Origin of the sequence: Streptomyces sp. NBC_00271 (genome assembly GCF_036178845.1) — a bacterium.
Lineage (GTDB): Bacteria > Actinomycetota > Actinomycetes > Streptomycetales > Streptomycetaceae > Streptomyces.
Map to the genome: position 1 here is coordinate 3,598,699 of NZ_CP108070.1, position 20,981 is coordinate 3,619,679.

The window sequence follows — 20,981 nt, forward strand, 5'->3', positions numbered from 1 at the left end:
GGAGGAAATGGAACGTATGTATTTCCGGGAGGTGACGCATCGCGGGGATGCCGCGTTCTTTATGAACGCAACTGCCGGTCGGCCGGGCATTAAGCCGGGAACGAAACCGGGGACGAAGCCCGGGATGAAGCCGGGGATGAAATGGAGCGGGTCCGAGGGCGTAGCCGGCCCCCGGACCCTTGTGATGCCACCCATGTCACACGCCGGCACGCTTGAGAACCCAGGTCAGTCGTTATGTCGCCGCGTCCTGCCTTTGGACCACCACGCATCGAGCTGCGCGGACTGGACTTGAACCAGCATTTCGGCGTCCCGGGGCCTGGGCCCGGTCGATCCGGCGATCGGCGGCGAATGCTGAGTCTGGAGCAAGAGTCTGAGATTGATCACGGTCTGCCTCTGCCGAGTTGGGCTACCGCGGCGTGTGGGCACTCCGTGGAGTGCCGTGTGGTGCCGCGGGGAGGATTCGAACCTCCACTGGAACCGCGCATTCACGACAAGCTTCAGGTTCAGCTTGCGCTCCTCGCGCACCCCGGCCGTGGTGCGTTGTGGCCGGGGAGATTCAGAGGCTACCCGAACAGGTAGCCGAACACGGAGTCCCCGACGCGCTGGTCGACGACGTCCACGCCGTTCGCCTCTTCCCGGGCGAACTTGACGGCCTGCTGCAACTTCTCGACCCGGTCGAGCAGTTCGTTCACGCGTCGCGCGGGCAGGGCGCCGGAGAACTTCACGGTCGTCCAGTACCCGACGGGAATGTCCTCGTAGTACACCTCGACCTGGGCGGGATGCTTCTCGGTGGCCTCGGCCTTGACGTGGTTGCGCGGCACCTTCTTGGTCCGCAGCGTCCTGACGGGCTCGGTCTTCCACGCGTCCGTCGACGGGTCCTGGACCCACGACTCGGAGGCGTCGAGAACGGGCAGCTTGCGCACAAAGGTGTTGAGATCGGTGAGCTGCTTCTCGAGGAAGAGCAGATACGACACGGGCACGTCGGCGACGAGGACCCGCCCGTCCACCTTCACATCCGCCCGGGCCGTGCAGTTCGCCCAGTCCTTGGTGGCGGTCACGTCGAACAGCCGGGTGAGCGTCCCCGCGGTCTCCCGCAACACGTCCTCGGCCTGCACCTGCACCCGCGTCGACTCGGGCGGCAGCTGCTCGCCCTCCTCGTCCTTCGGCTGATAGGTCCGCGAGATGCCGGCCAGCAATGCGGGCTTCTGCAGCCCGTGATGAGCGGCTGTCAGGTCCTGATGGGACTTGGACTTGATGCCCTTCTCCACTGCGATGATCTGATTGAGTTTCGCCACGTCGGTGACGGTAGCAGTGACGACGGGGGCTTTTCGAAGGGTTATTCGACACCGGATTCCCGCGCCCGGGGGAGCTCGGCGTCCAGGACCTCCTCGGCCCGGATGACCGCCGCGTCCAAGACCGTCTCCGCCCGCCCGAGCATGTGCACCAGCCCTTCCGGCTCGTTCACCCCGCCTCGCACGATCTCGTCGATCCCTCTCAACCCGGCCCGCTCCAGCAGCCGCTTCTCGTTCGTCACCCACTCCCCACGCGCCGCCAGCACCGCGTGACCGGTCTGCAGGGCGGCGGTCGCCAGCGCTCCCACGACCTCCGTGAGACGACCGGCGGGTGCGTGGTTGGCCTTGGCGTAGGCGAGGGTGGCGTGGGCGGTGCCGTGCCAGTGGGCGGAAGCGGAGGTGCGGAGTTTCGCCGGGTAGGCGGCGGGTCGGGGCAGGTCGCCGCGCAGGACACGGTTGACGGCGAGCTCGGCGACGAGGAGGTAGCTGGGGATTCCGGCGAGATGGAAGAGGAGCGGCTCCACATGGAACCGCCCCTGCTCCGCCCTCGCCAACTCCCGTTCCACCACGTCGAGATCCCGGTAGTGGACGTCGACACGACGGTCTTCGACGGTCAGCCAGGCACCGCCGTTGAACACGCCCCCGCCCCAGCCGCCGATCTCCGAGACTTCACCCTGCCAGCCGACGGCCCGCAGGTCGTCGGGGTCGAAGGCGCCCCGGTAGTAGATCGCCAGGTCCCAGTCACTGTCGGGACCATGGGTGCCTTGCGCGCGGGAGCCACCGAGGGCGACGGCCCGGACGGTGGGGAGGGCGGCCAGGCGGTCAGTGACGTGGGCGAGGAACTTGTCGTCGTCGATGTGCGGCGGCTGGGTCGGTGTGGGCATGAGGTGAGGATGCGGTCGGGTGACGGGGCTGTCGAGCCAATATCCGTCGGGAGGCTGGACCGTCACCCTCGCGGGGCAGGGCCTTCGGCTGGGGACGAGTCGGGGCTAAATCGCGTGCGATCGCCCTCCGTCCGCCCACACCATAGGAAGGTTGCCCGCCCAGTCGAGGATTCGTGGAGTTCCCGTGCCCGCTCGCGTCACCGTCCCCAGTCTCTTCCCGCCTCCCGGCTACGCTCACGTGTCGGTCGTCGAGGCGGGTGCGCGGCTCGCCTTTCTCGCCGGGGCCGTGCCGCTGGACGCGGCGGGGAAGATCGTCGGTGTGGGGGATCCCGTGCGGCAGGCCGAGCAGGTGATCGCCAATCTCGGTGAGCAACTCCGTGCGGTGGGCAGTGACTTCGCGCATGTGGTGGCGACCGATGTGTATGTCGTCAGCGGTGAGCCGAGGGTGCTGTCCGACGTGTGGGGTGTCGTCGAGGCGTCCGGGCTCAGTACGGGACCCCACTCGTCGACACTGCTCGGCGTGGCCTGCCTCGGGTACACCGGGCAGTTGGTGGAGATCACGGCGACGGCGGTCGTGCCCGAGTACTAGGCCGAGGCCGAGTCCGAGGCCATATTCACCCTCGGCCTGCACCCCACACCCTCCGCTTCGGCAGCGGTCGCGCATAGCTGCCCACCCGGCTCGTCCTGAGGCCCAGGGAGACCAGGGACTCCGCGAGTTTGACCGCGGCGGCGACGCCGTCGACGACCGGGAGGTCCAGTTTCTCCCCGACCGCCCGTTGCAGGCCCGTCATGCCGGCACAGCCGAGGACGAGGACCTCGGCGCCGGCCTCCCGGGCCCGCTCCGCCGCGGTCACGAACGCCTCCTGTGTGCGCTGGACGTCGCCGAGGTCGAGCACGCCGAGGCCGGTGCCGACGACCGCGGCGCAGTTCTGGGCGACTCCGGCGGCGTACAGGCTGTCCTCGATCTGGCCGCGTGAGCGCTCCAGGGTGGTGACGACTCCGTAGCGGCGGCCGAGCAGGCAGGCGAGGTGGGCGGCGGCCTCGGTGATGTCGACGACGGGCACGTCCACGAGTTCGCGCGCGCCCTCGCGTCCGTGTTCGCCGAAGCCCGCCATGACCACGGCGTCGCGGGGACCCTCGTATGTGCGCAGGGTGTCGAGGACGGCCGCGGCGGAGAGGTAGCTGTCGAGCCAGCCCTCGGCGGACTCGGGTCCCCAGGCGGGGGTGAGGCCGGTCACGGTGGTGCCCGGGCCTGCGGCGGCCCGGGCACCTCGCACGATCTCCTCGGTCATCTCCTGCGTGGTGTTGCAGTTGGTGACGACGATGTGCACGCCGCTCAGACCTCCACGGGCTCGGTGACGGTGGTCTCGTCGGCGGCGCGTTCGGTGCGGCAGAGGGTCATGTACAGGCCCGCGGCCAGCGCGGTTCCGATGAACCAGGAGTACGGGGCCACGTCGCTGAACGCCTTCACCAGGGCCAGCACCGCGGCGACCGCCGCCGAGGGCAGGAACGCCCACAGGGCCTTGGGATTGACGCCCTTGCGGTAGTAGTACGGCGATCCGGGCCGGGCGTCGAAGAGCTGGTCGACGTCGATCCTGCCGCGCTTCACCCAGTAGTAGTCGATCATGATGACGCCGAAAAGCGGGCCCAGGAAGGCGCCGAGACCGCCGAGGAAGTAGTTGACGACCGTGGGGTTGGAGAAGAGGTTCCAGGGGGTCACGACCAGTGCGGCGACCGTGCTGATCATGCCGCCGATCTTGAAGGTGATCTTCTGCGGCCAGACGTTCGCCAGGTCGTACGCGGGTGAGACGAAGTTGGCGACGATGTTGACGCCCATGGTGGCGATGGCGAAGGTCAGGGCGCCGAGGACCAGGACCCAGGTGTTGCCGACCTTGGCGACCAGCAGCGCGGGGTCGGTGATGGCCTCGCCGAACGCCTCGATGGAACCGGCCGTGACGATGACGGACACGATGACGAAGGCCGTGGAGTTGATCGGCAGGCCCCAGAAGTTGCCGCGCCTGACCGTCTTGTAGCTGGGGGCGAAGCGCGAGAAGTCGCAGAAGTTGAGCATCAGCGTGCCATAGGTGGCCAGGATCAGGCCGACCGCGCCGAACCACTGGCGCCACTGTTCGCCCACGGAGACCGGGTGCGGGGTCGAGGTGAGCGAGATGCTCCAGCCGGCCTTGGCGAGGACCCAGACGGCCAGCGCGATCATGACGAGCCAGATGGCCGGGCCGCAGAAGTCCTGGAACTTGCGGACCGACTCCATGCCCTGACTGATGATCATCGCCTGGATCAGCCAGAGGGAGACGAAGGACGTCCAGCCGAGCGCGTCCAGGCCGAGGAAGGAGTGGTGGGTCCACGACTCCAGGCCGGGCCAGGCGGCGAGCAGCATGACGTTCACGGCGACGGAGGCCAGGTAGGTCTGGATCCCGTACCACATGATGGCGATGACGGCCCTGATCAGCGCCGGGATGTTGGCGCCCCAGACGCCGAAGCTGATGCGGCTGACGACGGGGAAGGGCACGCCGGTGCGCTGGCCGATGCGGCCCATCAGGTTCATGCCTGCGTAGATGATCACGAAGCCGACGAGCAGCGAGGTGAAGATCTGCCAGACGTTCATGCCGAGGACCAGCAGGCCCGCGGCGAAGGTGTAGTTGCCGAGGTTGTGGACGTCGGACATCCACATGGCGAAGAGGTCGAAGACCTTCCAGTTGCGCTTCTCCGCGGGTGCGAGGTCTTCGTTGGTGAGCCGGGGGTCGGGGACGAACGCTGGGGTGCCGGTGGCTTCGGCACTGTCGGCGAGGGACACGGGGCCTCCATGGGCGAGGGGACGGAGGACAGCGGTTCGCGTGGGGGGCGGCGGCTGCGGCGCGTACGGGACGGCCCTGCGGAGCGTGTTTGGTATACCAAACTGCCGTCATGGTCTCGCCGTCAAGCGTTCTGACCGATGTCCGAGCGGTTACGGCTCCGTAAAACACCACCGGAGTCGGCGAAGATGGCCCCATGACGAAGATCGAACCCCTGGGCGCGGAACGGGAACCCCTGGGCGCGGTCCGCGAACGCGTCCTGGCCGCGCTGCGGCAGGAGATCATCGCGGGGCGGCTGCGCCCCGGGGACCGTCTCGTCGAACGCGAGCTGGCGGAGCGGTTCGGGGTCTCACGGGTTCCCGTGCGCGAGGCGATCCGCGCGCTCGTGGCGGAGGGGTTCGTGCACTTCGAGACACCGCGCCGCACGGTCGTACGCCGGCTCACCCCGACGGACGTGGCCGAACTCTTCGAGCTGCGCGAGGCGCTGGAGGTCTACGCGGCCGGGCTCGCGGCGGCACGGGCGACACCGCGGGACCTCGCCGAGCTGGCGGACCTGCTGGACCGTGCGGCGACGGCGACCCGCGCCGACGACGCGGAGGCGATCACCGACATCAACACCCGCTTCCACGACCGCATCCTCGCCATGGCGGGCAACAGCCTGCTGATCTCCGTCATGGAGCCGGTCGACGGCCGACTGCGCTGGCTCACCCGCCAGAACGAGGAGTGGCCCCAACTTCTCACCGAACACCACGAGTTGTACGAGTCCATCGCCTCCGGCGACCCGGAGCGCGCCCGCGCGCACGCCCTCGCCCACGTCCAGGCCAACTACCGGTCGACGGTGCGGCACCTCTTCGGCGAAACAGAGGCTCCCCGAGCCTGAAGTGGGATAGCGCAGGGCGTACCCGGGCCTGAAGTCGACTAGCGCAGGGCGTACTTGTCCGTCGCCGCCACCAACGCGTCCACCACACCCCTCGCCCCCATGGTGTGCCCCACGTCGTCGATGACGATCAACTCGCTGTCGGGCCAGCCGTGGTGGAGCCGCCACACCGTGCCCAGCAGGTTCCCGAAGTCGAGACTGCCCTGGACGAGCGTGCCGGGGATGCCCTTCAGCAGGGGCGCGTCGCGGATCACGACGCCTTCGTCGTTGCCTTCCCCCAGGAAGTGGTCGTTGCCGAAGTAGTGCGTGACGGTCCGCGCGAACGCCATGCGGAACTCCGGGTCCTCGTAGCGCTTCTCCGACCGCGGCGGCGCGGGAACGATCGCCGTCTCCCAGTCGGTCCAGGCCCGCGCCGCCCGCGCCCGCACCTCGGGGTCGGGCGATTCGAGCAGCCGGCTGTAGGCGGCGGCGAGGTTCCCGTCCCGCTCCCCCTCGGGCAGTTCGGCGAGGAACTGCTCGAAGGCCTCGGGGAAGAACCGTCCAAGTCCCCTGGTCAGCAGGGCCACTTCGGCGTTCGCGCCGGTGGCCACCGCGGTCAGCACCAGTTCGGAGACGACGTCCGGATGCGTCTGCGCGTACCGCAGCCCCAGCGCCGACCCCCACGACACGCCCCACACCAGCCACCGCCGGATGCCCAAGTGCCGTCGCAGCAGCTCCAGGTCGCCGATGACATGCGCCGTCGTGTTGACGGCCATGTCCGTCCCGTACGCGGCGGCGTGCGGCGTGGAGCGTCCGCAGCCGCGCTGGTCGAGCAGCACGATCCGGTACTTGGCGGGGTCGCAGTAGCGCCGGAACCAAGGACCGCAGCCGGACCCCGGACCGCCGTGCAGCATGACGGCGGGCTTGCCGTCGGGGTTTCCGCAGACCTCCCAGTACACGCGGTTGCCGTCGCCGACGTCGAGCATGCCGTGGTCGTACGGTTCGATCTCCGGATACAGGCCCATCGGGCGAGGTTAACCGTCATACGGTCGCGTCGTCAGCCCCGCCGCCCCCGCCGCCGTACGCAGCACGTCCCGCAGCATGGCGGGCGTCAGCCGTCCGGTGAACGTGTTCCGCTGGCTGACGTGGAAGCACCCGAACAGCTCGACGGACCCCGCCGCCGGCCCGTCCTGCGCCTCCAGCGAAACCCTCGCCCCGTGCCCGAACACCGGCCTGGGCCGGGGTACCGTCCATCCCGCCGCGGCGAAGGCGGGCAACGCGGCCTGCCAGCCGAAGGCTCCCAGCACGACCACCGACCGGAGCGTGGGCCGCAGCAGCTCCAACTCCCGTACGAGCCAGGGGCGGCAGGTGTCCCGTTCGCCGGGTGTCGGCTTGTTGGCGGGCGGCGCGCAGTGCACGGGCGAGGTGACGCGTACGCCGTACAGCTCCAGTCCGTCGTCCGCGCTCACCGAGGTCCCGCGCGAGGCGAGCCCCACGTCGTGCAGCGCCGCGTAGAGCACGTCCCCGGAGCGGTCCCCCGTGAACATCCGTCCGGTCCGGTTCCCGCCGTGGGCGGCGGGTGCGAGCCCGACGATGAGCAGCGAGGCGTCGGCCGGTCCGTAGCCGGGAACGGGGCGGCCCCAGTACGTCTGGTCGGCGAAGGCTGCGCGTCTGGTGCGGGCGACCTCCTCGCGCCACGCGACCAGCCGCGGACACGCCCGGCACCCGGCGATCCGGGCGTCCAGATCAGTCAGTGCGTCCAGGTCGTCCAGATCGGTCAGTGCGTCCAGGTCACCCAGTGCGCCCGAGCCGTCCAGGTCGCCGACGATGCCGGGATCGCTCCTGTCGGCCGGGCTGCTGTCCATGCCCCCACCGTACGACCGGGCGCCCGGCCCCTCCCCCACCCGGCCCCGGTGGGTCAGTGGTGGGTCGGTCGGTGGGCTGTTCGGCGGGGCGCAGCCCGGCGGTCGTCCTTACTTCCTCCTGCGAGGCACGCCGGGCCGGGACTCTTCTAGAGTCGAGGCATGGCTTCTGAGGGTGCGGACGTCGAGCGGAACGACGAGAAGGTCGACGAGCAGGTCGACGAGCAGGTCGACGAGGAGACGGCGGTGGCCGCCGCCGAGGCCGCCCGTCCGGCGGGCGGCGAGAGCGTGCGGGTCGACAGCTGGATCTGGTCCGTACGTCTGGTCAAGACCCGCTCGGCGGGCGCGACCGCGTGCCGGGGCGGACACGTCCGGGTGAACGGGGAACGCGTCAAGCCCGCGTACGCCGTGCGCGTCGGCGACGAGGTGCGCCTGCGGCAGGGGATCCGGGAACGGGTCGTCGTCGTGAAGCGGGTGATCCGCAAGCGGGTCGGCGCGCCCGTCGCCGCCGAGTGCTACGTCGACAACAGCCCGCCGCCCCCGCCGCGCGAGGCGATCGCCCCGGCCGGTGTCCGCGACCGCGGAGCGGGCCGCCCGACCAAGCGCGACCGCCGCGAGATGGAACGCCTCCGGGGCCTCGGCGGCCCCGACTCGCCCTGACCCGACGTCGTACGGCCGTCATGCGCCGTCTTGCGCCGTCACCAGGTCATACCCGTCGCCGCACCCACCGCACCAGCTCGGTGGTGCGGTCCCTCCTGGCCCACGCGATCAACGCGAGCGGCAGGATCAGGATGAGCGGGGTCGCCACGTACGGCCCGTGGACGACGGTGACGTTCACGACGAAGGCCCCCACCATCAGCGCGCCGAGCGCCACCGCCGCCACCGAGGACAGCAGCGGGACCAGCAGGGCGAGGCCTCCGGCGAGTTCGAGCGCGCCGATGAGGTACATCCCCGTGCTGCCCCAGCCGAGCTTGTCGAACGCCTCGGCGGCCGACGGGTGCGCGATCAGCTTGGGCAGCGCGCTCGCGAACGCGTAGAAGAGACCGAGCACGATCTGCAGCGCGCCCAGCGAGATCCGGGCACCACGGCCACGGGTCTTCAGCGAAGAGGCGGAGGTGGAGGTGGAGGCGAGCGTGGTGACGGGGACGGCGGTCTCGGACATGAGGGTCTCCTGTGCGAAGCGGTACGCGTTGCTGTCGCAGGGGTAGACCGGGGGCGCGTCCGGAACTCATCGCCGTGGGCCAAAGACGGCTACAGCGCGAACCAGCCGTGCCCGACGTACCAGTGCCCGCCCGCGCGCAGATGGTCCCCCACCGCACGCTCCACCGCGCTCCGGCGCGGCAGCGCGCGCGTGGGCAGCTCCGGATCGCCGAAGACGAAGCCGACCGGCACCCCGTCGTCCGGGGTCGTCTCCTCGTACGCGAGCCGGAAGCGTTCCTGGAAGCGGATGATGTTCGAGTCCGCCGGGAGATACCGCCCGAGCTGTGGGTCGAGCAGCCAGGAGTGGCACACGGCGACTTCATGGCGCTCGTCGGGATAGTGCCGGGCGAAGAACTCCCGTGCCAGCGCGAGCGACCGCTCGCAGGCGGCGGGTGACAGCGGCCCGTGGAAGTCGGGTATGTGCAGGCTCAGACACGCGTCGCCGGGGCCGGCGTCGAGGCCCGCCGCCGCGACGGCCCGCCCCGTGCGCCGGCCGAGCCGCGAGCGCTGGAACTGCAGCCGGCCCAGCTGGAACAGCTCACCGTGGAAGTGCAGGGCGATCCACCAGGGGAACAGCAGCCCCGGCATCCCGAGCCGTCTGTGGTGTACGGACACATGCCTGCCGAGGTCGGCCAGGGTGCGCCGGGACACGTCGTCGGGGATGCCGCGCCCCCGGTGGTGGGCCCGGACGTACGGGAGCGCCGCGATGAAGACGTACAGGTGGAAGCAGCGCCCGAGGGGACCCGCCGACTCGGGGAACGCGGGCGGCTCCCAGCCCTTCCCGATCTCCCCCATGTCCCGTACGAAGCGGCCGACGCACCGGGCGAGCAGCGTCATCGCCTCCGGGTCGGCCGCCAGCCGGCCGCGCAGCGCGACGAGTTCGTTGATGTGCTCGTGGGCCACGGTCAGGTCGAGCAGGAGGTCCGGCAGCTCGTCCTCGTCCGGGAGCACCGCCTCCAGCCGGGGAGCGCCCTCGCTCTCCAGGTCCCTCAGCCACTCGGCGAGTCTCGCGTCCGCCCGCAGCGCCTCCAGCAGCACCCGCGCCTCCCGTCGGTCCGGCCGCCGCTCGCTCTACGCGGCCCTTGGTCAACGTGCACGACGAAGAGTACGTTTCCAGTAGGAGCGATGGTCACGGATCAGCGTCACGGAGTAGTGATCCGTATGCGTACAGGCAGTGAACCGACGACGGCGCGCAGCGCCCTGCGCATGCGCTTTTGGCTGAGTGTCTGGGGCCTGGTCTGGACGATCTTCGGTACGGCCGCGTTCGCGCTGGTCGGACGCCCCGGCTGGGCGGCCGCGTGCGGGGTGCTGTGGCTGATCGTCACCGCCGACATGACCATGATCCTGCGCCACATCCATCAGGGGCCGCACTACCAGCCGGGCCGCGACATCCCGCCGTACCGGCCTCCGGAGCACCGTCACCCGTAGCGGAGCGGCGACGGCCACGGCGGGTCACGACTTACGACTCACGAGTCGAAGCGCGCCGCTTCCAGGTACTGGGGCTTCGGGTCGAGCGCCGCCGCCAGCCGGAAGTGCCGCTTCGCCTGGTCGGGGCGGAGCTGGCGCTCATAGGTCCGGGCAAGCGCGAAGTGCGCGAACGCGTTGTCCGGCTCGCGCTCCAGGACGATCGTGAACTCCAGCTCGGCGGGCCGCAATTGCGCGGCGGCGAAGAAGGCACGCGCGCGCAGCAGCCGGGCGGCGGTGTTCTCCGGGTGCGCGGCGATCACTGGATCGAGCAGCTTCACCGCGCCCCGCGGGTCCCGCGCGGCGAGCAGTTGCTCAGCGGCACGGAAGTCGATGACATGCGTCTCCGGAGTACGTCCGGTCGATCCGCTGGTCTCGGGCACGGCAGAGTCCTTCCCTCGCTGAACGGGTTCAACGCCCCCGTCGAGGACGGCTATTCCTTGCGGGCGTACGCCCGGCGGACGAGATCCGCCCAAACCTCCCGTACGCGCGCCTCCAGCTCCTCCAGGGGGGCATCGTTGTCGATGACGACATCCGCGATCCCCAGCCGCTGCTCGCGGGTGGCCTGGGCGGCCATGCGGGCGCGGGCGTCCGCCTCGGTCATGCCGCGCAGCCGCACGAGACGGTCGAGCTGGGTCTCGGGGCTGGCGTCGACGACGACCACGAGGTCGTACAGCGGCCTGAGGGCGTTCTCGGCGAGCAGCGGGACGTCGTGGATCACGACGGCGTCCTCGGCCGCGGCACTTTCCAGCTCGCGGGAGCGGGCGCCCACCAGGGGGTGCACGATCGAGTTCAGGACGGCGAGCTTCTCCGGGTCGGCGAAGACGATCGAGCCCAGTTTGGGGCGGTCCAGACCGCCGTCGGGTGCGAGCACGTCCTGCCCGAAGGCGTCGACGACGGCCGCGAGCCCGGGGGTTCCCGGTGCGACGACCTCCCGCGCGATCAGATCCGCGTCGATCAGCACCGCGCCGAGCCGCACGAGCAGCCTCGACACCTCACTCTTGCCGGCACCGATACCGCCGGTCAGGCCAACCTTCAGCATGACCGAGAGCTTAGGGCCTGCCGGTGACGAGCCCCCCACGGCCCCTAAAGGGGCCTGTGTGAAGGCACGAAGGGGCCTACCTGCACCCCCCGCCCTACGGGCGTCGCCCCTTACGCGTCACCCTCGCGCTCCGCCAGGAAGCGCTCGAACTCCAACCCGATCTCGTCCGCCGACGGGATGTCCACCGGCTCCGCGAGCATGTTGCCCCGCGTCTCGGCGCCCGCGGCGGCGTCGTACTGGTGCTCGAGGCCCTGGACGAGGGCCACGAGCTCCTCGTCGCCCTCCTGGATCTGCCGGTCGATCTCCGTCTGGGTGCGGTGCGCCTCGGTGCGCAGGGAGTGCGCTATGGCGGGGAGCACCAGGCCCGTGGCGCCCGTGATGGCCTCCAGGACGGTCAGCGCCGCGTCCGGGTACGGGGAGCGGGCGATGTAGTGCGGGACGTGCGCGGCGACGCCCAGGACGTCGTGTCCGGCCTCCATGAGGCGGTACTCGACGAGGGATTCGGCGCTGCCGGGGACCTGCGCCTCGTCGAAGGGGCTGCGGTGGCCCGGCACCAGGTCGGTGCGGTTGCCGTGCGGGGTGAGGCCCACGGGGCGGGTGTGCGGGACGCCCATCGGAATGCCGTGGAAGTTCACCGACAGCCGGACGCCGAGCCGCTCCACGATCTGCTGGACGGCGGCGGCGAAGCGCTCCCACTCGACGTCCGGCTCGGGTCCCGACAGCAGCAGGAAGGGCGCGCCCGTGGCGTCCTGGACGAGCCGCACGTCGAGCGTGGGCTCCTCGTAGTCCGTCCAGCGGTCGCGCTTGAACGTCAGCAGCGGGCGGCGCGCCCGGTAGTCCACGAGCCGGTCGTGGTCGAAACGGGCCACGACCTGGTGGGGGAGCGAGTCGAGCAGACGGTCGACGATCTGGTCGCCCGTTTCACCCGCGTCGATGTATCCGTCGAAGTGGTAGAGCATGACCAGACCGGCCGACTCCTGGGCGAGTGCCATGTCCACCACGGCCAGGCCCTTCGGCTCCCATGCGTACAAACCCTGCGGATCAAGCACTGTGACCGCTCCTCCTCGTGTTCGTACTCCACAACGTGGTGAGGATCGCGAGCATTCCCCGGACCGCACCTTTTACGGCTCGGTTCGCCTCCGGGGCGCACAGACGCGCCCCTTCGGCTCACCCGCCGGGTTCGTCGCCCCGCATGCCTACGCCGACAGCACGCGCGCGTGCAGCGCGGTGACCGCCTTGCGGGCGGAGGTGAACGCGCCGTGCTGCCAGGCGTCGGTGTAGCTGAGCCAGTCGCCCGCGAAGTAGACGCGCCCCGTGGGCTCGTTCAGCGGTTTGTAGCGGACGTCGTCGGGGCCGCCTGGGGTGTTGTGCCAGGCGGCCTCCAGATGCGGTGTCTGGCGCCAGTGGTGCGAGAAGGAGGACGCGAGTTCGGTGCGGTACTTCTCGCCGTAGATCTTCACCCCGGCCGCCACGGCGCGCTTCTCGCGCTCCTTGGGGGTGAGTTCGGCGTACGAGTCGGCGTCGCCGTCGTAGTTGTAGTAGCCGATCATCACGCCGCGCGCGCCGTGGAAGCCGTACGAGGGGTGCCAGATGTGCGTGACGTCCTGGTCGGTCTCGGTGATACCGCCGTAGATGTGGTGATCGAGCTCCCACCAGCGGGAACGGTACTCGAGCCCGATCTTCGCCGCCGACGAGGGAGTGATCGCCTCCAGGGCGCTCTGCACACCGGAGCCGAGGTTGTGCGGGATCCTGGCGAGGATGTTGGGCGGGAGGGCGCCCACGCAGTAGTCGGCGTCGATCACCTTCGTACGGCCCGACTGGGTGTAAGTGACCGAAACGCCGCTCCCCTTGTCGGTGATTTGGGAGACCACGGCCCCGGTGCGGATGTGGTGCTCGCCTATCGCCCTGGTGAGCGCGCGCGGTATCTGATCCATGCCGCCCACCGGCTGGAACATCAGCATCGCCTGGTCGAAGCCGAACTCGAAGGAGAAGTAGCGGCCGACACCGGACGCGAGGACGTCGGAGGCCGACGGGACGTCACCGAGGAGCACTCCGGAGGTACCCGCGGCGGCCGGGACGGTCGTGTATCCGCGGCGCTCGCCGCCCTCGTACGTCAGCTTGTCGCCCAGTTCGCCCCAGTCCTTGAGGAACTCGACGAGCCTCTCCTGGTCGGTGGCGGTCAGCTCCTTGTCCAGGGCTCCCTTGTCGGTGGCCTTGGCGAGCAACTCGGAGACGTAGCCGTACACGTCGGCCTTCGCCGTGCGGTACCGCACGGGCTTCTTCATCCCGGTGGACTCGTTGAAGAGGTAGGCGTCCGCGTTGACGTTGGTGAACACCTCGATGGGGACGCCGAGTTCGCGGCAGTAGTCGAGGGTGATCATCCACTGGGGGATGCGGGCGGGGCCGCAGTTCATGTACTGGCCGTCGCTGAAGCGGGCCGTCTGCATGTTGCCGTGGAGGTCGGTGGTCGTATCGCCGCCGCGGACCGTGAAGTTGCGGCCGCCGGTGCGGCCTCTGGCCTCCAGGACCGTACAGTCGTAGCCCGCCTTGCCGAGTTCGTACGCGCAGGCCAGGCCCGCGATGCCGCCGCCGACTACGACCACCTTGGCGGCGCCGCGGCCGGTGAGGGTGAAGTCGCCCGGCCGCGGGGCGCGGAAGGGCTGTTCGCGCTGGGCCGCCTCGGCCGTGGGCGCGAGGCCGAGGGCACCCATGGTGGCGAGCATGGTGCCCGCGCCGCCCGTGAGTCCCACGTTGCGCAGGAAGGAACGCCGACTCGTGCCAGGACCGCTCTGAGGTTGTGCCATGACGGGAGCTCCCCTTTCGATCTTGAACGACCGGGGAAGCCTCCCAATGGCGGGTTACGGCCCGTCAGTTACTCGTGTATCCCGCACGTTTCTGCAACCGCACACGTGCGGCCCGCTGGACGGCCGGGGGACGAAGGGGGAGCAAACGCACTGCGGGCCCGCACCCCGAAGGGTGCGGGCCCGCAGTCACGTGCTACTGGCTAGCGGTGAGCTTTCAGCTCTGGCCGCCGGCGAGCTTCTCGCGGAGCGCAGCCAGGGCCTCGTCCGACGCCAGGGCGCCGGAGGTGTCGTCCGACTCCGAGGAGTACGAACCGCCACCGGAGGCAGCCGGAGCCGCACCCGTGGAGGTGGCACCCTCGGCCTCGGCCTGAGCGTCGGCCTCGCGGGACTTGATGACCTGAGCCTGGTGCTGCTCGAAGCGCGACTGCGCCTCGGCGTACTGGTGCTCCCACGCCTCGCGCTGGGTCTCGTAGCCCTCGAGCCAGTCGTTGGTCTCGGGGTCGAAGCCCTCGGGGTAGATGTAGTTGCCCTGGTCGTCGTAGGACGCGGCCATGCCGTACAGGGTCGGGTCGAACTCGACCGAGGCCGGGTCGGCACCGAAGGACTCGTTGGCCTGCTTCAGCGAGAGGCTGATGCGGCGGCGCTCGAGGTCGATGTCGATGACCTTGACGAAGATCTCGTCGTTGACCTGGACGACCTGCTCCGGGATCTCCACGTGGCGCTCGGCCAGCTCGGAGATGTGGACCAGACCCTCGATGCCCTCGTCCACGCGGACGAACGCACCGAACGGAACGAGCTTGGTGACCTTACCCGGGACGACCTGACCGATCTGGTGCGTACGGGCGAACTGCTGCCACGGGTCTTCCTGCGTCGCCTTGAGCGACAGGGAGACGCGCTCGCGGTCCATGTCGACGTCGAGGACCTCGACGGTGACTTCCTGGCCGACCTCGACAACCTCGGAGGGGTGGTCGATGTGCTTCCAGGAGAGCTCGGAGACGTGCACGAGACCGTCGACGCCACCCAGGTCCACGAAGGCACCGAAGTTGACGATCGAGGAGACGACGCCGGAGCGGACCTGACCCTTCTGGAGGGTGGTGAGGAACGTCTGGCGAACCTCGGACTGGGTCTGCTCCAGCCAGGCACGGCGGGACAGGACCACGTTGTTGCGGTTCTTGTCCAGCTCGATGATCTTGGCCTCGAGCTCCTTGCCCACGTAGGGCTGGAGGTCGCGGACACGGCGCATCTCGACGAGGGAAGCCGGCAGGAAGCCACGGAGGCCGATGTCGAGGATGAGTCCACCCTTGACGACCTCGATGACGGTACCGGTGACGATGCCGTCCTCTTCCTTGATCTTCTCGATGGTGCCCCAGGCGCGCTCGTACTGGGCGCGCTTCTTCGAGAGGATCAGGCGGCCTTCCTTGTCCTCCTTCTGGAGAACAAGGGCTTCGATCTCGTCACCGACGGCGACGACCTCGTTCGGGTCGACGTCGTGCTTGATCGAGAGCTCGCGGCTCGGGATGACACCTTCGGTCTTGTAACCGATGTCGAGCAGGACCTCGTCCCGGTCGACCTTCACGATGACGCCGTCGACGATGTCGCCGTCGTTGAAGTACTTGATCGTCTCGTCGATCGCGGCGAGGAAGGCTTCCTCGTTACCGATGTCGTTGACCGCAACCTGCGGAGTGGTGGCGGTGGTCTCGGTGCTGCTCGTCATGTGGGAAAGGGCTCCGGTACGGACAGAGAGTCGTAGGTACTGCTTACGCCGGGAGCCCGTTTCGCCCTGTAGAAGCCGGACAGCCAAGGAAGCGCCGAACCCGATTGCCCGGTGGCGCCTCGAAAACCGAGGGGACATACATACAGATGCGAGCGCAGCCTGCTACGTCTGAGGAGCGCAGGCCCGCAGCGCAACTTGTAGCATACGGGGGCAGCCGGGCAGGGTCAATGCGCGAAGGCGCACACCCGGGGCGGATCGCCGCAATCCCGGCACAAAACCTGTCTCACGAGGCCACGCGGGCCATAGGCAACCCCTGCCGTGACACTCCCGAGACCGGTTGGAGCCGCAGACTAATACGAGGGAGCCGATCATCCAAGAGCCCCAGATCCACGAACCGGAACACTCCGAGGTCCCGGAGCCCGAACATGCCGAGCCGGAGGCGACCCGGCGCGACGCCGGCGTCACGGAGAGCTCCCGCGCCAACCGCGGCTGGTGGGACCGGAACGCGGACGACTACCAGACAGAACACGGCACGTTCCTCGGGGACGACCGTTTCGTATGGGGCCCCGAGGGCCTCGACGAGGTGGAGGCCGAGCTGCTCGGCCCGCCGGAGGACCTCAAGGGCAAGGACATCCTGGAGATCGGTGCCGGCGCGGCCCAGTGCTCGCGCTGGCTGGCCGCCCAGGGGGCCCGTCCGGTCGCCCTGGACCTCTCCCACCGCCAGCTCCAGCACGCGCTGCGCATAGGCGGCGGGGTGCCCCTCGTGGAGGCCGACGCGGGCGCGCTGCCCTTCGCCGACGGCTCCTTCGACCTCGCGTGCTCGGCGTACGGCGCGTTGCCGTTCGTCGCCGACCCGGTGCGTGTCCTGAAGGAGGTCCACCGGGTGCTGCGCCCCGGCGGCCGCTTCGTCTTCTCCGTGACGCACCCGATCCGCTGGGCCTTCCCGGACGAGCCCGGCCCCGAGGGTCTGTCCGTCTCGTCGTCCTACTTCGACCGCACTCCCTACGTCGAGCAGGACGAGGAGGGCCGCGCGGTGTACGTCGAGCACCACAGGACGGTCGGCGACCGGGTACGGGACGTGGTGGCGGGGGGCTTCCGGCTGCTCGACCTGGTCGAGCCGCAGTGGCCCGCCTGGAACACCCAGGAGTGGGGCGGCTGGTCCCCGCTGCGCGGAAACCTGATCCCCGGTACGGCGATCTTCGTGTGCGTACGAGACTGAACGGGTGATCCGTTACGACGCCCTGGACGCGCTGCCCGTACGCGGCGCCCTGCCCGCCCTGGACGACGCCCTGGAGGACGGCGGCAGCGCCGTGCTCGTGGCGCCGCCCGGGACCGGCAAGACGACCCTCGTGCCGCTGGCGCTCGCCGGACTCCTCGGCGGCCCGGGTGACGGACGGCCGGCGCGCCGGGTCGTGGTCGCCGAGCCGCGGCGGATCGCCGCCCGGGCCGCCGCGCGGCGGATGGCGTGGCTGCTCGGCGAGAAGGTCGGGGAGAGCGTCGGGTTCACCGTGCGCGGGGAGCGGGTCGTGGGGCCACGCGCGCGTGTGGAGGTCGTCACGACGGGTGTCCTCCTCCAACGGCTCCAGCGGGACCAGGAGCTCGCGGGCGTCGACGTGGTGGTGCTCGACGAGTGCCACGAACGTCATCTGGACGCCGACACGGTCGCCGCGTTCCTCCTGGACGTACGGGCCACGCTCCGTCCCGAGCTGCGGCTCGTGGCGGCGTCGGCGACCACGGACGCGGCGGGGTGGGCGCGGCTGCTCGGCGACGCGCCCGTCGTCGCGGCGCAGGGCGTCTCGTATCCGGTGGAGGTGGAGTGGGCGCCTCCGGTACGTCCGGTACGACCGCCGCACGGCATGCGTGTCGACCCGGCGCTGCTGACGCATGTCGCGTCGGTGGTGCGACGGGCACTGACGGAGTGCGAGGGGGACGTCCTCTGCTTCCTCCCCGGGGTCGGGGAGATCGCGCGGGTGGCGGGCGGGCTGGGGGATCTGGGCGGCCGGGTCGACGTGCTGCAGGTGCACGGGCGGGCGCCCGCCGCCGTGCAGGACGCGGTGCTGTCACCGGGGACCGTGGACCGGCGCCGGGTGGTCCTGGCGACCTCCGTGGCGGAGTCGTCCCTGACGGTTCCGGGGGTACGGGTGGTCGTCGACTCCGGGCTGGCGCGGGAGCCGCGGGTGGACCACGCGCGCGGGCTGAGCGCGCTGGCGACGGTACGGGCCTCGCAGGCGGCCGGACGGCAGCGGGCGGGGCGGGCCGGGCGTGAGGCGCCGGGGCGGGTGTACCGCTGCTGGACGGAAGCCGAGGACGCCCGTCTGCCGCGATTTCCCGCCCCGGAGATCAAGGTGGCCGACCTGACGGCGTTCGCCCTGCAGGCGGCCTGCTGGGGCGACCCCGGGGCTACGGGGCTGGCGCTCCTGGACCCGCCGCCGGGCGGGGCGATGGCGGCGGCGCGGTCCGTCCTGTCGGCGGTGGGTGCCGTGGACGCGGCCGGTCGGGCCACGGAACGGGGGGTGCGCATGTCCCGGCTGGGCCTGCACCCCCGGCTCGCCCGGGCGCTGCTGGACGCGGCCCCCGTGGTGGGCGCCGACCGCGCCGCCGAAGTGGTCGCCCTCCTGAGCGAGGAGCCGCCCCGCGAGTACGGCGACGACCTGGCAGCGGCCTGGAGGCTGGCCCGACGCGGCGGCGACCCCTACGCGTCCCGCTGGCGCACCGAATCCCGGCGCCTGCGCTCCGCTTCGACGGGACTTTCCCACCCACCCGCCCAGGACAGCGCCCGCGGTGCCGGGCTCGAAGGTGGTCCGTGGCCGGCCGGCGGCGGCGATCGCGTGGTCGCGCTGGTGGCTGCCCTGACGTTCCCCGAGCGGCTCGCGCAGGCGCAGGGCGGCTCCTACCTCATGCTGAACGGCACCCGTGCCGACATCGGCGACGGCTCGGCTCTGCGCGGCGCGCCCTGGCTGGCGGTCGCCGTGGCCGATCGGCCCGTCGGGGCCGGGCACGCGCGTGTGCGGCTTGCCGCCGTCGTCGACGAGGAGACGGCACGGCGGGCCGCGGCGCCCCTGCACACCGAGGGGGACGAGGTCCACTGGGCCGACGGCGATGTCGTCGCGCGGCGGGTCGAGCGGCTCGGGGCCGTGGAGCTGGCGGTGCGTCCGCTGAAGAAGGCCGACCCCGGGCTCGTACGGGAAGCGTTGCTCGAAGGGCTGCGGGAGGACGGGTTCGGGCTGTTGCGGTGGTCCCCGGATGCCGAGGGGCTGCGGCGGCGGCTCGGGTTTCTGCGGCTGCACCTGGGCGACCCCTGGCCCGACGTGTCCGACGACGCGCTCCACGCGCGCGTGGACGAGTGGCTGGAGCCGGAGCTCGGCCGTGCCCGGCGGCGGGCCGATCTGGCGCGGATCGATGCCGGGCAGGCGCTGAACCGGCTGCTGCCCTGGGCCACGGGGGACGCGGCCCGGCTGGACGAGCTCGCGCCCGAACGGATCGAGGTGCCCAGTGGGTCCAGGATCCGGATCGACTACGCCAACCCCGAGCAGCCGGTGCTCGCCGTCAAGCTGCAGGAGATGTTCGGGCTGCACGAGTCACCGGCCGTCGCCGGGGTGCCCGTGCTCGTCCACCTGCTCTCGCCCGCCGGTCGCCCCGCCGCCGTCACCGCCGACCTCGCCTCCTTCTGGAAGGACGGGTACAAGGCGGTGCGGGCGGAGCTGCGGGGCCGCTACCCCAAGCATCCGTGGCCCGAGGACCCGGCCACCGCCGAGCCGACGCGGCACACGAACGCGCGGCTCAGGCGTTGACCGGCTCCGGTTCCGCCGCCTCCGTGGGGGCCGGGTCGCCCGGGCGGCGGCTGCGCGCCTCCAGGTAGAGGGAGAGGGACAGCAGAGCCGCGCCCAGGATCAGGAAGCCCCACGGCAGATACGACGTCAGCAGCAGGATCAGGGTGCGGTTGGACTTGACCAGGGCGACGGTGTGCTTGATGTAGTCCTCGCGCATCTTCACGTGTCCGGCGAAGGCGGTCACCTTGTCGCGGTCCCCGAGGAGGGTGCCGCCCCGCAGCTCCTCCTTGTGGATCTCCTCGCCGTAGACCGGCGCCCCGGTGACCGGTTCCACCCAGAACTTGCGGACGGTCGTGTACCAGCGTGTCGTGCCCGTCTTGGCGACCGACTCCGCAGTGATGCCCTGGACGGGCATGACCTTGGGGAACTTGACCTTCGTCCAGGGAATGGTCTGCTCGAAGTAGTACACCTTGACGCCGCGGAAGGTCTGGGTGCCCTTGTAGTGGATGGGGGCCGAGGTACGGGTCTGCGCGTCGAAGTACTCGTAGTCCCGCTTCTCCGTGTGGAAGGGCCACTTGAACTCGATGCCCTCGCGTGTGACGGGGTCGCCGTCGACGGACTCGCCGGTGGCGTGGACGGGGTCCTGGCTGTGCGCGTCGAAGATGTAGCGCTCGGGGAGCTTGGAGACCATCTTCCCGTCCGGGCCCTGCACATAGGAGAGGCTGTCCCAGACGACGACGTCGCGGCCCGCCGTCCTCTCGATGCGGTCGGAGGCCTCGACGTCGCCCTTCAGGGTCTGCACGATGGTGACCTTGGGGACCTTCTTCGCCTGCATGGTGCCGTAGTCGAGCAGGGTCGCGTCCTTCGCCTCCAGGACCATGTCCTGGTACTGGTTGGCAGGGATCTTCGCCAGCCGCGGGAAGGCGTACCAGCGCAGCAGCGGGGACAGCGCCGCGAAGAACACGGCGAAGGCGAGCAGGATCAGGCTGGCCTTGCGACGCATCTCGGCGTCCCTCCCTGAGAGTTGCGGATGTCCCGAGCGCTACGGGTGCGCGGGCACGGTCGTCAGCAGCGGCTTGGGCGAGGTCTTGCCTGCCGGTGAGCCCATGGCCGTGATCGTGAGCACCAGGGCGAACGCCACGGCGAGACCGGTCGCGGCGGCGATGAGGGCGCGCATGCGGGGCCTCCCGGGGGACGGCGGATCGAGAACTGATACCTCGTCAGATCCGGCACCGTAGCAACGGCGGGGCGAGATGAGAACACATTGCGCACACGAACGAGGG

The 20,981-nt window shown here is 70.6% G+C and carries 21 protein-coding genes; 6 read left to right on the forward strand and 15 right to left on the reverse strand.

All coding sequences use genetic code 11. The features are described from left to right. Positions 1 to 563 precede the first annotated feature (563 nt). The gene (locus tag OG798_RS16820; protein WP_054235966.1) at positions 564 to 1,295 is read right to left on the reverse strand and encodes a DUF7873 family protein; all 732 of its coding nucleotides are present in this window, start codon (positions 1,293 to 1,295) and stop codon (positions 564 to 566) included. A gap of 41 nt (positions 1,296 to 1,336) precedes the next feature. Beyond that, positions 1,337 to 2,176, reverse strand: a complete 840-nt coding sequence (locus OG798_RS16825) for a nucleotidyltransferase domain-containing protein (protein ID WP_097226237.1) — start codon at positions 2,174 to 2,176, stop codon at positions 1,337 to 1,339. Positions 2,177 to 2,360: 184 nt separating this feature from the next. Here OG798_RS16825 and OG798_RS16830 point away from each other — a divergent pair, with 184 nt between their 5' ends. Continuing rightward, a complete protein-coding gene (locus tag OG798_RS16830; protein ID WP_095855245.1) occupies positions 2,361 to 2,765 on the forward strand; it encodes a RidA family protein in 405 nt (134 codons plus the stop codon). A gap of 25 nt (positions 2,766 to 2,790) precedes the next feature. On the opposite strand, the gene OG798_RS16835 is transcribed toward OG798_RS16830, so the two are convergent. Together OG798_RS16835 and OG798_RS16840 are read right to left on the reverse strand one after the other, a co-directional pair. Then, complete coding sequence (locus OG798_RS16835) at positions 2,791 to 3,507, reverse strand: aspartate/glutamate racemase family protein (protein ID WP_095855244.1); 717 nt, start codon at positions 3,505 to 3,507, stop codon at positions 2,791 to 2,793. A gap of 5 nt (positions 3,508 to 3,512) precedes the next feature. Further along, positions 3,513 to 4,988, reverse strand: coding sequence for an NCS1 family nucleobase:cation symporter-1 (locus tag OG798_RS16840; protein ID WP_097226235.1), 1,476 nt, complete (start codon positions 4,986 to 4,988; stop codon positions 3,513 to 3,515). Positions 4,989 to 5,182: 194 nt separating this feature from the next. Between OG798_RS16840 and OG798_RS16845 the strand changes: the two genes are divergently transcribed. Next, positions 5,183 to 5,866 carry a GntR family transcriptional regulator gene (locus OG798_RS16845; RefSeq protein ID WP_095855243.1) on the forward strand — a complete coding sequence of 228 codons (684 nt, stop codon included), beginning with the start codon at positions 5,183 to 5,185 and terminating at the stop codon, positions 5,864 to 5,866. Between the two features lie 38 nt (positions 5,867 to 5,904). Here OG798_RS16845 and pip read toward each other — a convergent pair whose 3' ends face one another. Beyond that, positions 5,905 to 6,867, reverse strand: a complete 963-nt coding sequence (gene pip / locus OG798_RS16850; protein WP_095855242.1) for a prolyl aminopeptidase — start codon at positions 6,865 to 6,867, stop codon at positions 5,905 to 5,907. Between the two features lie 9 nt (positions 6,868 to 6,876). After that, positions 6,877 to 7,707: a uracil-DNA glycosylase gene (locus tag OG798_RS16855; RefSeq protein ID WP_435864037.1), complete on the reverse strand. Its 831-nt coding sequence runs from the start codon at positions 7,705 to 7,707 to the stop codon at positions 6,877 to 6,879. Positions 7,708 to 7,866: 159 nt separating this feature from the next. Between OG798_RS16855 and OG798_RS16860 the strand changes: the two genes are divergently transcribed. Beyond that, positions 7,867 to 8,364: an RNA-binding S4 domain-containing protein gene (locus OG798_RS16860; RefSeq protein ID WP_328757272.1), complete on the forward strand. Its 498-nt coding sequence runs from the start codon at positions 7,867 to 7,869 to the stop codon at positions 8,362 to 8,364. Positions 8,365 to 8,410: 46 nt separating this feature from the next. On the opposite strand, the gene OG798_RS16865 is transcribed toward OG798_RS16860, so the two are convergent. Both OG798_RS16865 and OG798_RS16870 read right to left on the reverse strand, forming a co-directional pair. Further along, the gene (locus tag OG798_RS16865; RefSeq protein WP_328757273.1) at positions 8,411 to 8,866 is read right to left on the reverse strand and encodes a DoxX family protein; all 456 of its coding nucleotides are present in this window, start codon (positions 8,864 to 8,866) and stop codon (positions 8,411 to 8,413) included. A gap of 89 nt (positions 8,867 to 8,955) precedes the next feature. After that, entirely contained in the window at positions 8,956 to 9,942 is a 987-nt protein-coding gene (locus OG798_RS16870; RefSeq protein WP_267061485.1) for an acyltransferase domain-containing protein, read from the reverse strand. A gap of 123 nt (positions 9,943 to 10,065) precedes the next feature. Here OG798_RS16870 and OG798_RS16875 point away from each other — a divergent pair, with 123 nt between their 5' ends. Further along, a complete protein-coding gene (locus tag OG798_RS16875) occupies positions 10,066 to 10,332 on the forward strand; it encodes a DUF6343 family protein (protein ID WP_179436611.1) in 267 nt (88 codons plus the stop codon). A 38-nt stretch (positions 10,333 to 10,370) separates the two neighbouring features. Here the strand turns inward: OG798_RS16875 and OG798_RS16880 are convergent, their stop codons facing one another. The 5 genes from OG798_RS16880 to rpsA all read right to left on the reverse strand — a co-directional run bounded on the left by OG798_RS16880 (position 10,371) and on the right by rpsA (position 15,928). Next, the gene (locus OG798_RS16880; RefSeq protein WP_054235974.1) at positions 10,371 to 10,751 is read right to left on the reverse strand and encodes a tetratricopeptide repeat protein; all 381 of its coding nucleotides are present in this window, start codon (positions 10,749 to 10,751) and stop codon (positions 10,371 to 10,373) included. Between the two features lie 50 nt (positions 10,752 to 10,801). Continuing rightward, positions 10,802 to 11,410: a dephospho-CoA kinase gene (gene coaE / locus OG798_RS16885; RefSeq protein WP_095855237.1), complete on the reverse strand. Its 609-nt coding sequence runs from the start codon at positions 11,408 to 11,410 to the stop codon at positions 10,802 to 10,804. 110 nt (positions 11,411 to 11,520) lie between these two features. Next, positions 11,521 to 12,459 (reverse strand): PAC2 family protein, encoded by a 939-nt coding sequence (locus tag OG798_RS16890; RefSeq protein ID WP_060898459.1) that lies wholly within the window; start codon positions 12,457 to 12,459, stop codon positions 11,521 to 11,523. A 147-nt stretch (positions 12,460 to 12,606) separates the two neighbouring features. Continuing rightward, entirely contained in the window at positions 12,607 to 14,133 is a 1,527-nt protein-coding gene (locus tag OG798_RS16895) for a flavin monoamine oxidase family protein (protein WP_328760038.1), read from the reverse strand. Positions 14,134 to 14,428: 295 nt separating this feature from the next. After that, positions 14,429 to 15,928 (reverse strand): 30S ribosomal protein S1, encoded by a 1,500-nt coding sequence (gene rpsA, locus OG798_RS16900; RefSeq protein WP_075026303.1) that lies wholly within the window; start codon positions 15,926 to 15,928, stop codon positions 14,429 to 14,431. Positions 15,929 to 16,265: 337 nt separating this feature from the next. Between rpsA and OG798_RS16905 the strand changes: the two genes are divergently transcribed. Together OG798_RS16905 and hrpB are read left to right on the forward strand one after the other, a co-directional pair. Further along, positions 16,266 to 17,147, forward strand: coding sequence for a class I SAM-dependent methyltransferase (locus tag OG798_RS16905; RefSeq protein ID WP_373558998.1), 882 nt, complete (start codon positions 16,266 to 16,268; stop codon positions 17,145 to 17,147). Positions 17,148 to 17,151: 4 nt separating this feature from the next. Further along, a complete protein-coding gene (gene hrpB / locus OG798_RS16910; RefSeq protein WP_267061486.1) occupies positions 17,152 to 19,719 on the forward strand; it encodes an ATP-dependent helicase HrpB in 2,568 nt (855 codons plus the stop codon). On the opposite strand, the gene OG798_RS16915 is transcribed toward hrpB, so the two are convergent. Together OG798_RS16915 and OG798_RS16920 are read right to left on the reverse strand one after the other, a co-directional pair. Further along, entirely contained in the window at positions 19,709 to 20,701 is a 993-nt protein-coding gene (locus tag OG798_RS16915) for a DUF3068 domain-containing protein (protein ID WP_267061487.1), read from the reverse strand. The genes hrpB and OG798_RS16915 overlap by 11 nt on opposite strands. Positions 20,702 to 20,740: 39 nt before the next feature. Next, on the reverse strand, positions 20,741 to 20,875 hold the full coding sequence (locus OG798_RS16920) for an SPW_0924 family protein (RefSeq protein WP_107096558.1): 135 nt from the start codon (positions 20,873 to 20,875) through the stop codon (positions 20,741 to 20,743). Positions 20,876 to 20,981: the final 106 nt, after the last annotated feature.

What these genes read in the sequence shown, in the direction of transcription:
- OG798_RS16915 (WP_267061487.1), bottom strand. Translation starts at nt 20,701, where the DNA reads ATGCGTCGCAAGGCCAGCCTGATCCTGCTCGCCTTCGCCGTGTTCTTC.
- OG798_RS16855 (WP_435864037.1), bottom strand. Translation starts at nt 7,707, where the DNA reads ATGGACAGCAGCCCGGCCGACAGGAGCGATCCCGGCATCGTCGGCGAC.
- rpsA (WP_075026303.1), bottom strand. Translation starts at nt 15,928, where the DNA reads ATGACGAGCAGCACCGAGACCACCGCCACCACTCCGCAGGTTGCGGTC.
- pip (WP_095855242.1), bottom strand. Translation starts at nt 6,867, where the DNA reads ATGGGCCTGTATCCGGAGATCGAACCGTACGACCACGGCATGCTCGAC.
- OG798_RS16865 (WP_328757273.1), bottom strand. Translation starts at nt 8,866, where the DNA reads ATGTCCGAGACCGCCGTCCCCGTCACCACGCTCGCCTCCACCTCCACC.
- OG798_RS16860 (WP_328757272.1), top strand. Translation starts at nt 7,867, where the DNA reads ATGGCTTCTGAGGGTGCGGACGTCGAGCGGAACGACGAGAAGGTCGAC.
- OG798_RS16825 (WP_097226237.1), bottom strand. Translation starts at nt 2,176, where the DNA reads ATGCCCACACCGACCCAGCCGCCGCACATCGACGACGACAAGTTCCTC.
- coaE (WP_095855237.1), bottom strand. Translation starts at nt 11,410, where the DNA reads ATGCTGAAGGTTGGCCTGACCGGCGGTATCGGTGCCGGCAAGAGTGAG.
- OG798_RS16895 (WP_328760038.1), bottom strand. Translation starts at nt 14,133, where the DNA reads ATGCTCGCCACCATGGGTGCCCTCGGCCTCGCGCCCACGGCCGAGGCG.
- OG798_RS16845 (WP_095855243.1), top strand. Translation starts at nt 5,183, where the DNA reads ATGACGAAGATCGAACCCCTGGGCGCGGAACGGGAACCCCTGGGCGCG.
- OG798_RS16920 (WP_107096558.1), bottom strand. Translation starts at nt 20,875, where the DNA reads ATGCGCGCCCTCATCGCCGCCGCGACCGGTCTCGCCGTGGCGTTCGCC.
- OG798_RS16875 (WP_179436611.1), top strand. Translation starts at nt 10,066, where the DNA reads ATGCGTACAGGCAGTGAACCGACGACGGCGCGCAGCGCCCTGCGCATG.